Raw genomic sequence first — 13,470 nt, 5'->3', positions numbered from 1 at the left:
TGGCCGAATACCAGCTCATGCGCGAGATCCTGCCCGCACTTTAATCAGACATCCTGATAATTGATCTGATCGAAGCCGAGCTTCGTCCCGACCTTCCAGATGACATTGCATCATTCGTTGGCCCGCCCCGCCTACCGGTCAACCACGATGCCTTCCCGATTAATCCGCTTCCAGACCTTCGGCACACCATAGACCTGCGTTGGCCTGCCAGACACGCTTGATCTCCGGTCGCAGCATCTCATCGCGTTTGGCGCGAGCGCAGCGTTTGGGCGAATCACGAAGCTGTACACCATAGCGTCGGTACCCCGACGGGGCAATCCATAAGATCATGCACGAAGGCGCTGCGATGCCGATCGACAAAGGCCTTCAGGACTTGAATCGGCGGCCGGGTTCCACCTGGGCGTCGATTTGCACGCAAACCTGATCCATCGGAATTTGAACTTCACCATGGCAGAGGGACATCTTCACCGTTGGCCTTTTCACCATAATAAAGCGATGGCAAAAAGCGGGAAAGGAAGGTGAACTCCGTATAGCAATGTCGCATCAGCGCCAGCCCCATGGCTTCACTCGGCGCATGATCTGCATGTTCATCATCCAACCCCAGGACGAAACGACTGCGAAGCACACAACCAAAAGGTGTGTCCCTGGCGACATGCAACATTTGTCCGCTCATTGGATCACCATTCTCATCCAGCTTCACCTGATCTCCAAAACCGATCCGGGCGGCAACGATGGCGGACACCTGGCCGCTGGCGAAAACGTCTTCTACTGTTTTGGGGGTAAAGATATCGCGGGGATCATGGAATTTGAGCTTGGCGGCAACTGGCGGGATTTCCGCCAAGGATTCGATAGCAGAGATGCTGGCACCATGGTAGCTCGCACCCTTCCTCCAGTTTGAATCCCATCCCAGATGTTCAACGTGATCCACCGGATGCCACCATTTGATGTGCTGAGTAGTTTCGAAAAACGTGAACCACCAATCAAGCATCCTTCCCTTGCAGCCATGAAGATCAGTACGCACTGCTACCAGCAGATTGCCGTTTTCGAGATATTGCACCCCCATCTCCAGTGTCATGGGAGCGGGATCGAGAAGGGGTGTGTGGTCAAGCCACGGTTTGGCGAGTAGCGACATCATCGGGTTCTTTTGAGATTGAAGACGGGCACATGATATAGGAAACGATGATCGTTTCCTATATCATGTGCGTGATTTTCACAGCGAAGAAATTCCAATGACCCAGCCAACGAAAAGACAGCGAGGACGACCGCCCCGAGCAGAAGAAGAGGCGAGACGGGAGCTTTTGCAAAGTGCCATGGATGTGTTGCTGGAAAGCGGCTATGAAGGCGCCACGATGGAGGCGATAGCCAAGCGCGCCGCCGTAGCCAAGAAAACCGCATACCGCTATGCAGCGAATCGACAAGAACTGATTGGCTTGGCGGTTCGCCAGTGGACGGAGGAATATGCTCCGTCCATGCAGACAGATCCACAGGATGCTGGCGACGTTGCTCAAGCACTTCGAGCGATCCTGGAAAACATCTGCACGCATGTACTGTCCGAAACGGCGGTTAGTCTCTTCCGTCTGCTGACAACAGAGTTCCCCGGTAAACGAGAGCTCTTGGACAGCTATGAGCACAACGGTATCGAACGGGGGCGGATGTTGCTTTCCGGTTGGCTTGAAAAGCAGTCACGCAAGGGGCTTTTGCATGCCCCGGAGCCAGCGTTGCTGGCGAATGCTATTTTGGCAATGGCAGTGACCGAGCCTCTACGCCAGATGGCGCTCGGTGTGATGCGCCCTCTGCCAGAAGGAACCGTCGGCTCTCATCTTGATGCATGCATGAAGGTGCTTTCGCTTCTAATTGTTCAACCGAGCAGTCGGGAGCTGTAGCCAGGTTTGCCCAGCGCGCGGGGGCTGCCGCAAAGAGCGGAGCTTGTGAGGCCCATGCTCCAGCTGTATGCGGCCAATAAATGACGCCCTGAAGCGATGCGGGCCAGCTCGTTGGCTAGCGCGCACGCCACAACGTTGGCATGTCGGCGCATCGGCAAGGTTCTGCCCCATTCGCTACCCCGTCTGGTTTCTGCGCCGCGGACGAGCACTGAGAGTGCCGAGGGCCAGGCCGCGAGCCAAGGCGTGGGCACATGTCAGCGAAGGCGTGACGATCTCCGGCCCCCCGGCGGAATCTCAAGATCGTGCTGTACCGGGGCATTGGGAAGGCAACCTGATCATCGGCTTGAACCGATCTGCGATCGGAATCGATGAGCCGGCGTTTCAACGCGTGGAACAACGCACCGATGGAGCGCTTCTTCAAGACTCTGAAGGTCGAACGCATTTACCAAACGCGCTACGAGGCTCGGGCTCAGGCTCGCCTGGATATCGTCGACCGGATCGACTGCCTCCCCCTGTCGAATACGAAACGCTCCCCATCGCTGCATGACGTGCCGTACGTGAAAAACGGGCAGGGTCATGCTGAAGTGCCTTCATTAACTTGAACCAACCTGCCTCTACCATTCCCGGCGAGGTTCAGACGGGTATTTTCAGCAAGCTGCCAAACAATCACCTATGCTCCGCCGCCAGCATTGATCTGAACTGCGAGACGATCTCCGGAGATAGACCTACGCTTTCAAACACGGCGCAGGTAAAGCTGACCGGCGCGGGACCGGGTGCAGTTATGATGCCGTCAGCAACAACGGCTACCGGGCTGTTGCGATAAAGTGAGGCGCCATCATAGGCAGCGCAGTTTTCTCGCAAGAAGTCGACGTTGTTCGACGTATGGGGAACAGCGTCGAGCAGACCGGCTCGCGCAAGCGCCAGCGTTCCTCCACAGATACCCGCAACTGTCGAACCATTTGTCCGGAGGGTGCGGAGAAATTCCCGCAAATCAGGGGCGCCCGTACTTTCCCAAATCACTCCGCCGATGATGACAACAGCATCCGGCTTCCACTCCAGGCATTGCTGCAGACTACCGTCCACCGTCACCATCAATCCGCCTTGTGAACGGAACGGCCCTGAAACAGGGGCGAAAAATCTGACGTCGATCCCATAGAACGGCGACGCAGTTCCCGCAATGAAAGCATATTCCCAGTCCGCAAAACCGGGGGTCAGTATCAAGCCTACTTTTGGCATTGCTCAGAATCCTCCATGCACAAAAAATAAAAGGTATGCGCCCGGCACAGGCCCCGCGAACCAACCGACCATCCCGATCAAGCTGTTCCGCGCATTCATGCTTTCGACTTTTTCTTCCAGTCTCGACGTGAGGATCGCCTATCCCTGTTGCAAGTTATCCGCCAACGCCGCGTCGCGAGCGGACGGAGTGTCGTCATACGGCACTGATTCGGCAAACTGACTCACCGCCAGATCCCACGTCTTTCCGTCGGTCAGTTGGCCCTGGTCTTCTTGAAGGTGGACGGCAATTTGACGATGACGAACTGACGACGATCCTTGCCCCTGATCCAGAGCGGCGCGTTGCCGCGCCCGCTCCACTCCTTTCCACTCGCCGGATCGCGATAGCGCGCCGGCAGCACTTTCACGATGTACGGCCCCCGACTACCATTGCGGCCGACCAGGTCGCGATGCTTGATCGCATAGGTATCCATCAGCGAGTGAACCTGCGCGATCGCATCGACGCGTTCGCGCGCGCGTGCCTGCTCGATTTCCTCGTCCAGTTCGGCCAGCTCGACTACGAGCTCTGCATAAGTCTTGCTCGCGCTCATCTTCTGATCCCTGCCCCGCACTCTCACATCAACTCAAATGATTCGTATCACTAACTGACTTTTTCACGGCACCACGCGACGACGGCATTCATTCGATCGACAACGGCTCGCGCCGGCGAATCGAAACACGCGACATGAGCGCAACGACACGTCGCCACGCACCGGTACACAGTGCGCGCCCCGAGCCGAACCAATCTTCCGCCCCGGACGATCCCCGCCGCAGATGTTCGGCGACACAATCGCGCCCTGCGTTTCACATATCGAGTGATATTTGAAATGCAATCGTAATGGGATCTGTCTTAAATATCAACTGATATCCTGCCTGCCATGAACATGGCCCCTGCCCCCACGGCTGAGCGTCATACCATCCTGTCGGTTCTCCGGCGCGGCCAGGAAGCAGCGCACGTGACGCGGTTGACAGCCAGTCGAGAAGCCACGTCAAGGTCATCCGCGCCGATGAAGGCCCCACTGTGGCGTCGGAGCAGGCTCACTACGCCGCCACCCTGCTGGCTGTCTGTCCTGCGGGCGTTCAGCGCGCTCTACCGGCTCGCGGTCGAGCCAGGTGCGCCACGGCTGTCTGAGCCGCATCCATCGGGAACGATTGAACATGTCGTCCTCTGTCGCGGACGTGCCCGACTGGGGCCCGCCGGGCGCCCCGTCGCACTATCCGCTGGCGACTATGCGAGCGATTCAGCCGACGAGGCCCACGTGTTCGAAGCACTCGAACCCGGAACCACCGCCGTCATGTTGATCGAGCACACGTGATGCACGACATCCGGTGCCGAGTCGCCAACTGAACGAAGTTCAGGAATTCGACAGCCCCTCTGTCGCGTCATCTCCCACGACACCCCGCCGCGGCGATCTGCTTCCCCAGCCGCTGCCCGATCACCGGCCGCCACGAAACCAGGCTGCCTCCCATGCCGCCAGAGCATCGATCAGCGCCTGAGCCGCGACGGCTCCCCTGCGCCGGCTGACACCCGTGACATCTCGCATGGGCCCCTCTCCGCGACTCAATGTCTTCGTCGCGCGCGCCGTCACCGTGCGATTTCCCCTTCGACACATTCGCTGCCTACTTTGGCCAGCGCATTCAGCAGCCCTGCACGCAACGTAACCAATGCCTGGCTCTTTTCTTCGAGCTCATCGAGCTTGGCTTGCAGGCATGCGGCTTTTTGCGCAACGCCGAACGTCGGGCTATCCCACACGTGGATGACGTCGCCAATTTCCGCGAGCGTGAAGCCCAGTGCCTTCGCGTGGACGATCAGCCGTATCCGCTGTAACGAGACTTCGGAATAGCGCTTGTACGTATTTGTCGTGTGAGGTCGTGTTGCTTTGTCCAGCAACCCCATCCGCTCGTAGTAGCGCACGGTATCCCGCGATACACCCGCCCGCTTGCACAGTTCGCCGATAAGCATGCGACCTCTCCCAATGTCGTGGACCGTCATTAAGGCTTGACCGTTGCCTTAAGTCAACGGTTTACAGTCCACTCACCTTCCACTCCATCAGCAGGCCATGAGTAATCGTTTCGATTTTCGCGGGAAAACAGCACTCGTCACCGGTGCATCGTCGGGTATCGGACGCGCATTCGCCTATGCGTTGGCTAGACGTGGCGCGAAACTTTTGCTTGTCGCCCGCTCTCACGACAAACTGCATGATCTGGCCGCGGAATTGCAACGCGACCATGCGTGCGACGCCGGTTTCCTGACGGTTGACCTGAGCGCCGCCGGCGCCGTCCAGACGATCGATCATCACCTGAAGGCTAGCGGTACGGTTGTCGATGTCCTCGTCAACAATGCGGGCTTTGCGGCTTATGGGCGCTTCGAAACGATTCCGTGGACGCGTCAACGCGATGAAGTCCTCGTGAACTGCATGGCCGCGATCGAGCTGACTCATCTTCTGCTGCCGGGGATGCAGGCACGATCGGATGGTGCGGTCATCAATGTCGCATCGACAGCCGCATTTCAGCCGGATCCTTATATGGCCGTATACGGCGCAACCAAGGCTTTTCTCTTGTCGTTTTCCGAAGCGGTATGGGCCGAGAACCGGCATCGCGGCATTCGTGTCGTCGCGCTGTGTCCCGGCGCAACGCAAACCGCCTTTTTTGATGTCGTGGGTGCCAAGGAGGCAGCTGTCGGCTCGCCGATGCCTGTCGCAAACGTCGTGCAGGATGCCTTGTGGGCGCTCGATCGCAACCGGAGCTATCGGATTGTCGGGACGCAAAATCGGCTGCTTGCCAATTTGCAAAGGCTGTTGAGCCGCGAGATGTCGGCACGCCTGGTCGAGAAGATCCTTCGGCCTAGAGACGCTCGGGATCGGGTGACCGGGGACGTCAACGCTTAGCCGTTACATCGCGCACGCGGACCGCTACCGCACGTTGATTGCTACGCGCGCCCATCGAGAATCACCGCGCCGGGTTGCCCCAGATGTCCATGTACCACACGAATTATCAAGCGCATATCGTTTGCCATCCTTATGTTTTCCGATACACCGCTTGCCACGACGTGAGGTTCGTCTGCTACAGCCGGTATAGCGCACCTGTACCGGCCACCTCACGACATTCACGGTTACGTCTAAATCGGTGACAATTCACGTGAGCACGACGGCCCACCTGTGAGGTGGATCTTATGTTTCTCCACGTCATTATCGTGAGCAAATCCAAAGATACCGAGGAAAGAATGCGACCGACATTGAGCCGGATAATGCTGTATGCGAAGGACGTCCAGGCGACCTGCGCTTTCTATGAACGCCACTTTGGCTTCGAGTGCAAGTTCGCCCCCGATGGTCGGATAGCCGAACTGGTTTCGCCGCATGGGGGCGCCATCATCATGGTTCATCAAGCAGGAAAGGGCTTGAAGTCTGGGCAGGCGTCCGTAAAGCTGGTGTTCGATATCGAAGACATTGAGGGTTTCAAGGACCAATGTGCAAGGAGAGGGCTTGAATTCGGCGTATCTCATGGTGCGGATGGCTACAGCTTTGCAAACGCAAAGGACCCTGACGGCAATTCGATATCAATCTCAAGTCGCGGGTTCGCCACCAAGTAGTGGCGAACGTTCACTTGGAGACGGTTTCATAAAAGGTCCGTGGGGCTGTTGACTTTCGCTGCGAGCTGCTGGCCTCAGGCATCGGAACAACCGGGACCGAGGAGATGGGCAAGCCGATCATTGACGACGAATTGTGGACACCGATCGAACCGCTACTGTCACCCTCCAAGCCCCGGCGCGAGAAGAACCCGGCCGCCGGCCTGTTTCGAATCGCGCCGCACTGACTGGCATCTCGTTCGTTCTCGAGACGCGGCTTCGCTGGCGCGAGCTGCCTGCCGAGATGGGGTGCGGCTCGGGCGTGACATGTTGGCGACGACTATGCGACTGGCAGGCGGCCGGCGTGTGGGGCCGCTTGCACGCGCTGCTGCTCGCGAAGCTGCGAGCAGCAGACCAGATCGACTTCTCGCGAGCCGCTGTCGATTCGCGATCGATTCGCGCCGTTGGGGCGGGCCAAAAACCAGGCCAAACCCTACCGATCGCGCGCGACCCGGTTCCAGGCACCACATCGTCACCGACGCCAACGGCACGCCGCTCGCCGCTCGCCGCTCGCCGCGATCCTGACCGGCGCGAACGTCAACGATGTCACGCAATTGCTGCCGCTGTTCGACGCGATTTCGCGACTGCCGCGCTTGCGCGCCCCCGCCTACGTGATCTGGTACGTCGACGCCGGCACGAATTCCTCCGGCAGCGGGCGGTCGCCCAGTTCGAGCACCGACCGCTCGATCGTGCGCGATATCGCATCGAGCGCCAGCGCGTTCGGCGCAAGGCCGAACGGCTCGGCCACCTCGCTCGCGATCGCTTCGAGCGCGATCAGCGTGTACGAGATGAACACGCAGATCAGCGGCGTGAAGAACTCCGTCGAATCGACGAGGCCGAACGGCAGCAGCACGCAATACGCATACACGGTGCGATGCAGCAGCACGCTGTACGAGAACGGGATCGGCGTCGACAGGATGCGTTCGCACCCGCCGACCGATTTGCCCACCTCGTCGAGTTGCGTCTCGAACATCCAGCAGGTCGCGTCGCTACCGGGCGCGCGGCCCAGCGCGCGGACGATGCCGCCGCGCAGCTCGTCGAGGATCGCGACCGGCTTGAAGCATTTGCCGCCAAGCTCAGTCGTGCGTTCCGCACCGAGAATGCGCTGCAGGTCCGCCGTCGGATCGGTATGACGAAGCTGATGCTTCAGTGCATAGGTGAGCGCGATCAGCAGGTCGGCGAGCCGGTTGCGCTCGGCATCGCTCACGCTGTCAGGCAGGTAGCGATTGAACTGCGACGTCAGCGTACGCGCCGCGATCAGCAGGTTGCCCCACAGATGCCGCGCCTCCTTGAAGCGCTCGAAACTCGCGCTGTTGCGAAACCCGAGAAAGATCGCGAGCGCGAGCCCGAACAGCGTGAACGGCGCGGTGTTGAGCGGGATCTTTTCGCCGAAGATGCGCCCGTTCGTGAAGACCGCCAGCGTACTGACGACCGCCATGAACACGAGCTGCGGAATGATCGATTGCAGCACGGAGCCGTTCCAGACGAACAGCATCCTGAGCCAGTTTTGTTGTGGTCGGACGATCATGGTGTTTTCTCGACTGCCAGGGGATGCATCGAACGGCGCATCTGCGCCCGATGCGCAACGGCCCGCGCGTGGCGGGCCGCTGTCGGGTAAATGCCGGGCAAGTGTGCCGCGCTGCGCGTGATGATACGCCCGCGCCCGCCATGCCCGTCACATCATGCGGCGTTCAGTGATAGCCGCTCAGTGATAGCCGATATCGCCCTCGCGCACCTTGCCGCGGAACACGCGGTACTGCATCGCGTTGTACACGAGGATGATCGGCAGCACGATCACCGTGCCGACGAGCGCGAACTTCTGGCTCGAATGGCTCGACGAGGCGTCCCAGATCGTCAGCGACGGCGGCACGATGTTCGGCCAGATGCTGATCACGAGCCCCGTGTAGCCGAGGAACACGAGCGCGAGCGTCAGCAGGAACGGCGTGGCCTCGTGCTCGCGCTTCACCGTGTGGAAGATGCCCCACACGCACGCGATGACGAGAATCGGCACCGGCAGGAACCAGCCGAGGTTGCCGCTGCCGAACCAGCGATGCGCGACAGCCGGCAGCCCGATCACGGTCCACAGGCTGACCACGCCCATCACGGCGAGCAGCACGCCCGCGAGCGGCTTCATCAGGAGGCGCATCTTGCGCTGCAGTTCGCCGTCAACCTTCAGGATCAGCCAGCCGCAGCCGAGCGTCGCATACGTGACGAGCACGCCGATCCCGCACAGCAGGCTGAACGGCGACAGCCAGTCGAACGGCCCGCCCGCGAACTGGTTGTTCTCGATCTTGATGCCCTGCAGCAGCGAACCGAGCACGATTCCCTGGCAGAACGCGGCAAGTGCCGAGCCGCCGATGAACGCGAGATCCCACATGTGTTGCGTGCGGGTAGCCTTCGCGCGCAGTTCGAACGCCGCACCGCGGAAGATCAGCCCGACCAGCATCAGCACCAGCGGCAGGTAGTTCGCCGGCAGCAGCGTCGAGTACACGACCGGGAACGCGCCATAGAGCCCCGCACCGCCGAGCACCAGGAACGTCTCGTTGCCGTCCCACACCGGCGCAACGGTGTCGAGCATCACCTGGCGCTCGGCCTTCGCGTCGAAGAACGGAAACAGCAGGCCGATACCGAGATCGAAGCCGTCCAGCATCACGTAGATGAATACGCCGAGGCCGATGATCGCGGCCCAAATGACAGGAAGATCGATTTGCATGGCTTACTCCGCTTCGGTCACGTTCAGCGGCGTGGACAGCGCGCTCTTGCGCAGCCCCGGATGCCGGTGCAGCTCGATATACCCGGCCTGGGCAGCCGGCCCGCGCTTCATCAGTTTCATCATGTAATAGATACCCGTTCCGAACACCAGGAAATACACGACCACGAAGATCAGCAGCGACACGCCGACCTGCTGCGCGCTGAGCGGCGCAACCGAATCGACGGTGCGCAGCACGCCGTACACGGTCCATGGCTGACGCCCGACCTCGGTCGTGATCCAGCCCGCCAGCAGCGCGAGGATGCCCGACGGCCCCATCGCCACCACGAACCACTGGAACCAGCGGGTTTCATACAGGCGCCCGCCCTTTCTCAGCAGCAGCCCGAGCAGCGCGGTGAGCAGCATCAGCATCCCGAGGCCCGCCATGATCCGGAACGTCCAGAACACGATCGGCGAATACGGGCGGTCCTGCGGCGGGAATTCCTTCAGCCCGCGAATCTCGCCGTCCCAGCTGTGCGTGAGGATCAGGCTGCCGAGGTGCGGCACCTGGATCGCATAGCGCGTGGTTTCGGCCTGCATGTCGGGCAACCCGAAGAGGTTCAGCGCGGTGCCGCCCTTCTCGGTTTCCCACAGCCCCTCGATCGCCGCGATCTTCGCCGGCTGGTATTCGCGCGTGTTCAGCCCGTGCGCATCGCCGACGACGATCTGGATCGGCGCGAGGATCAGCAGCATCCACAGCGCCATCGAGAAGCTGCGCTTCACCGGCTCGTCGCGGCGCCCCTTGAGCAGGTGCCACGCACCGCACGCGGCGACAATGAAGCCCGCGACGATGAACGCCGCGATCGTCATGTGCACGAGGCGGTACGGGAACGACGGGTTGAAGATGATCTTGAACCAGTCGACCGGCACGACGAGGCCGTTCTCGATCTTGTAGCCCTGCGGGGTCTGCATGAAGCTGTTCGACGCGAGAATCCAGAACGTCGAGATCAGCGTGCCGACCGCGACCATCAGCGTCGCGAAGAAGTGTGCGCGCGGGCTCACGCGCTGCCAGCCGAACAGCATCACGCCGAGGAAACCGGCTTCGAGGAAGAACGCCGTCAACACTTCATACGTGAGCAGCGGGCCCGTGATGTTGCCCGCGACGCGCGAGAAGCCGGCCCAGTTGGTGCCGAACTCGTACGCCATCACGACGCCGGAGACCACGCCCATCCCGAAGCCGATCGCGAAGATCTTCGACCAGAACTGGAACATGGATTTGTAGGCGGCATCGCCGGTGACGAGGTAGCGCCATTCCAGCACTGCCAGGAAGCTCGCCATGCCGATGCTGATCGCCGGAAACACGATGTGGAACGACACCGTGAACGCGAATTGCAATCGGGCGAGATGGAACGCATCGAAGATTTCCATGACCGTAATTTGCTCGTGGTTGTGAGGGCGTACGCTCGAAGCAGGAAATCGCGCGACGGCTTGGCGACAACACATGCGAACACAAACGGTCACTCGCATGGCATCGAAGCGTGAATGACGATATCGCGTTTGCAACGATACTCGCAATCGTTCGAACGCGCGTTAAAACTGTGCTGCTTCCGCCGCCGAAGATGTGTGTACGGAAAACACATTTCGTGCCTGCGGGATGGTCAGCTGTACTGCTTTCCGCATTGCGGCGCTGTATATCCGGCGTACCTTTCATCCCCGTTAACATCCGATGCAAAGCCTGCCCGCGGCCACGGCGCGCCCCTCGGTCGCCCCCCCGCCCGGCAGCATCGAATCCCCTGGTCGGGCATACGCGCCCGCCCCGGCCGGCCCACCGGCCGATCCGACTGGAGAAAACCGCATGGAGTCCTGCATCCGCCGCGACGATCCGACCGGCAGCACCGCGTGTCATGTGACACGACACCGTGCCGGCGAAGCGCGCGGCACCGTCGACCGCGTCGTCGACGAAACGCCGGTTGCACTCGTGTTCAACGATATTGCGCACACGGTCATGATGGCGACCCCGATCGACCTCGACGTGTTCGGCCTGGGTTTCGCGCTGAGCGAAGGCATCGTCGAGCGCGCGTCGGACGTTTTCGATATCGAAAGCGAATGCCGGCCCGACAGCGCCGAAGTGCGGCTGACCGTGTCGCAGCAGGCGTTCATGGCGATGAAGGCCCACCGGCGCGCGCTGGCCGGCCGCACGGGCTGCGGCGTATGCGGGATCGAGAGCATTGCGCAGCTCGACCTGCACCCGCCGCGCATCGCCGCCGCCGGCACGGCCGCCGGTATCGGCGCGGAAGCGATCGCACGCGCCGCGTGTGAGTTGCCTGCCCACCAGACGCTGATGCGCGAGACGGGCGGCATTCACGCGGCCGCCTGGTGCGATCGCGACGGCGCCGTGCTCGACGTGTTCGAGGACGTCGGCCGCCACAACGCGCTCGACAAGCTGATCGGCCGGCTCGCGCGGCGCCGCGCGAACCTGCACGAAGGCTTCGTGTTCCTGTCGAGCCGCGCAAGCTACGAACTGGTACGCAAGGCCGCGCGGGTCGGCATCCCGATGATCGCGACGATCTCGGCGCCGACGTCGCTCGCGATCGACGTCGCCCGCGAAGCCGGTGTGCGGCTGCTCGGCTTCTGCCGCAACGACGGCTTCGTCGAGTACGTGTCGCCCGACGCCGTTCAGCCTGATCAACCGGCGCTTGCTCAAGCGCATCCGGCTCTCTCCTGATGAAACCAGTGACCGATTTCGATACCGCGCAGCAGCATTTCGCCAGCGCATTCGCGCCGCTCGAAGCCACGATCTCCGTCCCGGTCGCGGAAGCCGCCGGCCACGTGCTGGCCGCGCCGCTCATCGCCGTGCTCGACCAGCCGCCGGCCGACCAGAGCGCGATGGACGGCTACGCCGTGCGTCACGCGGATCTCGCGCACGGCGAGCCGCTGCATGTCGCGCAGCGCTGCTATGCGGGCGACACGCCGGCGCCGCTGGCCCTGCGCACGGCCGCACGCATCTTCACCGGCAGCATGATTCCGCCGGGCGCGGACACCGTCGTGATGCAGGAGCACGCACGCGAGCAGGACGGCTGGGTCGCGTTCGACGCGCCGCAGCGCAGCGGCTCGCACATCCGCCGCCGGGGCGAGGAAGTGCGCGCCGGCGACCTGCTCGTGCCGGCCGGCGTGCGGATGGGCGCGATGCATGTCGGCGTGGCCGCCGCGCAAGGGCTCGCGCGCGTCGACGTGCGCCGGGCGTTGCGCGTCGGTATCCTGACGACCGGCGACGAACTCGTCGCGTGCGGGCAGCCCCGCGCGCCGCAACAGATTTACAACAGCAATGCGCCGATGCTCGCCGCGCTGGTCGCGGGAACCGGCGCCGAGGTCGCGATGAGCCTGCATGCGGCCGACACCGCGCCCGCCGTCGATCGCGCGCTGCGCGATCTGCACGCGGGCTGCGACCTCGTGATCTGCGTCGGCGGCGCGTCGGTCGGCGACAAGGATCTGCTGCGCCCCGCGCTGGACGCGCTCGGCGCGTCGTTCATCGTCGCCGGCGTACGCATGAAGCCGGGCAAGCCGGTTGCACTCGCCCGGCTCGACACGCATCCGGTGGTGCTGCTGCCCGGCAATCCGGGCGCAGCGATGACAGCGTTCGCGCTGTTCGTCGCGCCGCTGATCCGTCGCCTGCAGGGGCGCAATGCACGCCTGCCGATCGTGCCGTCGCTGCCGATCGACGTCGATTTCGAACCGGATGCGCAGCGCGAGCGCTTCGTGCGCGTGCACTGCACCGTCGGCCTCGACGGCACACCCGCACTCGATACGCTACGCCAGCAAGGCGCCGGCACGCTGCAGTCGCTCGTGCAGGCAAGCGGCCTTGCCCGGCTGCCGGCCGGGCAGCGCATCGTGTGCGGCGACGCGGTACCGTATTACGAATTCGCGCACTGGCTCGCATGAACGCGACGCCGGACACGCGCCCGATCCGCGCGATTCGCCACACAGGCCGCGCAGGTCGCACC

Annotated in this window: 12 protein-coding genes and 4 pseudogenes; 8 read left to right on the top strand and 8 right to left on the bottom strand. The window is 62.3% G+C overall.

Annotated elements, in window-relative coordinates; genetic code table 11:
- Positions 1–134: 134 nt before the first annotated feature.
- Both JYJ84_RS04660 and JYJ84_RS04655 read right to left on the bottom strand, forming a co-directional pair.
- A pseudogene (locus JYJ84_RS04660) lies at positions 135–403 on the bottom strand (IS3 family transposase); the annotation flags it as partial.
- A gap of 39 nt (positions 404–442) precedes the next feature.
- Positions 443–1,135 (bottom strand): DAPG hydrolase family protein, encoded by a 693-nt coding sequence (locus tag JYJ84_RS04655; protein WP_175220637.1) that lies wholly within the window; start codon positions 1,133–1,135, stop codon positions 443–445.
- 94 nt (positions 1,136–1,229) lie between these two features.
- Here JYJ84_RS04655 and JYJ84_RS04650 point away from each other — a divergent pair, with 94 nt between their 5' ends.
- The 3 genes and pseudogenes from JYJ84_RS04650 to JYJ84_RS04640 form a co-directional block, all read left to right on the top strand.
- Positions 1,230–1,883 (top strand): TetR/AcrR family transcriptional regulator, encoded by a 654-nt coding sequence (locus tag JYJ84_RS04650; RefSeq protein WP_175220639.1) that lies wholly within the window; start codon positions 1,230–1,232, stop codon positions 1,881–1,883.
- Positions 1,884–2,073: 190 nt separating this feature from the next.
- A pseudogene (locus JYJ84_RS04645) lies at positions 2,074–2,247 on the top strand (IS30 family transposase); the annotation flags it as partial.
- A 1-nt stretch (position 2,248) separates the two neighbouring features.
- Positions 2,249–2,485 (top strand): annotated as a pseudogene (locus JYJ84_RS04640) (IS3 family transposase); the annotation flags it as partial.
- A 64-nt stretch (positions 2,486–2,549) separates the two neighbouring features.
- On the opposite strand, the gene JYJ84_RS04635 reads toward JYJ84_RS04640, so the two are convergent.
- From JYJ84_RS04635 to JYJ84_RS04625, 3 genes are all read right to left on the bottom strand, one after another.
- Complete coding sequence (locus tag JYJ84_RS04635) at positions 2,550–3,119, bottom strand: DJ-1/PfpI family protein (RefSeq protein ID WP_122950545.1); 570 nt, start codon at positions 3,117–3,119, stop codon at positions 2,550–2,552.
- Positions 3,120–3,370: 251 nt separating this feature from the next.
- Entirely contained in the window at positions 3,371–3,706 is a 336-nt protein-coding gene (locus JYJ84_RS04630; protein ID WP_122950543.1) for an H-NS family nucleoid-associated regulatory protein, read from the bottom strand.
- A 1,034-nt stretch (positions 3,707–4,740) separates the two neighbouring features.
- Entirely contained in the window at positions 4,741–5,118 is a 378-nt protein-coding gene (locus tag JYJ84_RS04625) for a heavy metal-responsive transcriptional regulator (protein WP_122950542.1), read from the bottom strand.
- 97 nt (positions 5,119–5,215) lie between these two features.
- Between JYJ84_RS04625 and JYJ84_RS04620 the strand changes: the two genes are divergently transcribed.
- The 3 genes and pseudogenes from JYJ84_RS04620 to JYJ84_RS04610 form a co-directional block, all read left to right on the top strand.
- Complete coding sequence (locus JYJ84_RS04620) at positions 5,216–6,043, top strand: SDR family oxidoreductase (protein ID WP_122950541.1); 828 nt, start codon at positions 5,216–5,218, stop codon at positions 6,041–6,043.
- A gap of 305 nt (positions 6,044–6,348) precedes the next feature.
- Positions 6,349–6,744 carry a VOC family protein gene (locus JYJ84_RS04615; RefSeq protein WP_307872091.1) on the top strand — a complete coding sequence of 132 codons (396 nt, stop codon included), beginning with the start codon at positions 6,349–6,351 and terminating at the stop codon, positions 6,742–6,744.
- Between the two features lie 104 nt (positions 6,745–6,848).
- Positions 6,849–7,362 (top strand): annotated as a pseudogene (locus JYJ84_RS04610) (IS5 family transposase); the annotation flags it as partial.
- A gap of 25 nt (positions 7,363–7,387) precedes the next feature.
- Here the strand turns inward: JYJ84_RS04610 and JYJ84_RS04605 are convergent.
- The 3 genes from JYJ84_RS04605 to JYJ84_RS04595 form a co-directional block, all read right to left on the bottom strand.
- Positions 7,388–8,308 (bottom strand): bestrophin family protein, encoded by a 921-nt coding sequence (locus JYJ84_RS04605; protein ID WP_089454338.1) that lies wholly within the window; start codon positions 8,306–8,308, stop codon positions 7,388–7,390.
- A gap of 177 nt (positions 8,309–8,485) precedes the next feature.
- Positions 8,486–9,493 (bottom strand): cytochrome d ubiquinol oxidase subunit II, encoded by a 1,008-nt coding sequence (cydB, locus tag JYJ84_RS04600; protein WP_122950539.1) that lies wholly within the window; start codon positions 9,491–9,493, stop codon positions 8,486–8,488.
- A 3-nt stretch (positions 9,494–9,496) separates the two neighbouring features.
- Positions 9,497–10,897, bottom strand: coding sequence for a cytochrome ubiquinol oxidase subunit I (locus JYJ84_RS04595; RefSeq protein ID WP_122950538.1), 1,401 nt, complete (start codon positions 10,895–10,897; stop codon positions 9,497–9,499).
- 427 nt (positions 10,898–11,324) lie between these two features.
- On the opposite strand from JYJ84_RS04595, the gene fdhD reads away from it, so the two are divergent.
- Positions 11,325–12,194, top strand: a complete 870-nt coding sequence (fdhD, locus tag JYJ84_RS04590; protein ID WP_175220641.1) for a formate dehydrogenase accessory sulfurtransferase FdhD — start codon at positions 11,325–11,327, stop codon at positions 12,192–12,194.
- Positions 12,194–13,408: a gephyrin-like molybdotransferase Glp gene (gene glp / locus JYJ84_RS04585; protein ID WP_175220643.1), complete on the top strand. Its 1,215-nt coding sequence runs from the start codon at positions 12,194–12,196 to the stop codon at positions 13,406–13,408. Before fdhD ends, glp begins: the two co-directional genes overlap by 1 nt.
- The last annotated feature ends 62 nt before the right edge of the window (positions 13,409–13,470 follow it).

The organism is Burkholderia sp. LMG 13014 (assembly GCF_905232215.1).
In the GTDB taxonomy this organism is placed as follows: Bacteria; Pseudomonadota; Gammaproteobacteria; order Burkholderiales; family Burkholderiaceae; genus Burkholderia.
This window is presented reverse-complemented; position numbering and strand designations above follow the sequence as displayed.

What these genes read in the sequence shown, in the direction of transcription:
- JYJ84_RS04655 (WP_175220637.1), bottom strand. Translation starts at nt 1,135, where the DNA reads ATGATGTCGCTACTCGCCAAACCGTGGCTTGACCACACACCCCTTCTC.
- JYJ84_RS04650 (WP_175220639.1), top strand. Translation starts at nt 1,230, where the DNA reads ATGACCCAGCCAACGAAAAGACAGCGAGGACGACCGCCCCGAGCAGAA.
- JYJ84_RS04635 (WP_122950545.1), bottom strand. Translation starts at nt 3,119, where the DNA reads ATGCCAAAAGTAGGCTTGATACTGACCCCCGGTTTTGCGGACTGGGAA.
- JYJ84_RS04630 (WP_122950543.1), bottom strand. Translation starts at nt 3,706, where the DNA reads ATGAGCGCGAGCAAGACTTATGCAGAGCTCGTAGTCGAGCTGGCCGAA.
- JYJ84_RS04625 (WP_122950542.1), bottom strand. Translation starts at nt 5,118, where the DNA reads ATGCTTATCGGCGAACTGTGCAAGCGGGCGGGTGTATCGCGGGATACC.
- JYJ84_RS04620 (WP_122950541.1), top strand. Translation starts at nt 5,216, where the DNA reads ATGAGTAATCGTTTCGATTTTCGCGGGAAAACAGCACTCGTCACCGGT.
- JYJ84_RS04605 (WP_089454338.1), bottom strand. Translation starts at nt 8,308, where the DNA reads ATGATCGTCCGACCACAACAAAACTGGCTCAGGATGCTGTTCGTCTGG.
- cydB (WP_122950539.1), bottom strand. Translation starts at nt 9,493, where the DNA reads ATGCAAATCGATCTTCCTGTCATTTGGGCCGCGATCATCGGCCTCGGC.
- JYJ84_RS04595 (WP_122950538.1), bottom strand. Translation starts at nt 10,897, where the DNA reads ATGGAAATCTTCGATGCGTTCCATCTCGCCCGATTGCAATTCGCGTTC.
- fdhD (WP_175220641.1), top strand. Translation starts at nt 11,325, where the DNA reads ATGGAGTCCTGCATCCGCCGCGACGATCCGACCGGCAGCACCGCGTGT.
- glp (WP_175220643.1), top strand. Translation starts at nt 12,194, where the DNA reads ATGAAACCAGTGACCGATTTCGATACCGCGCAGCAGCATTTCGCCAGC.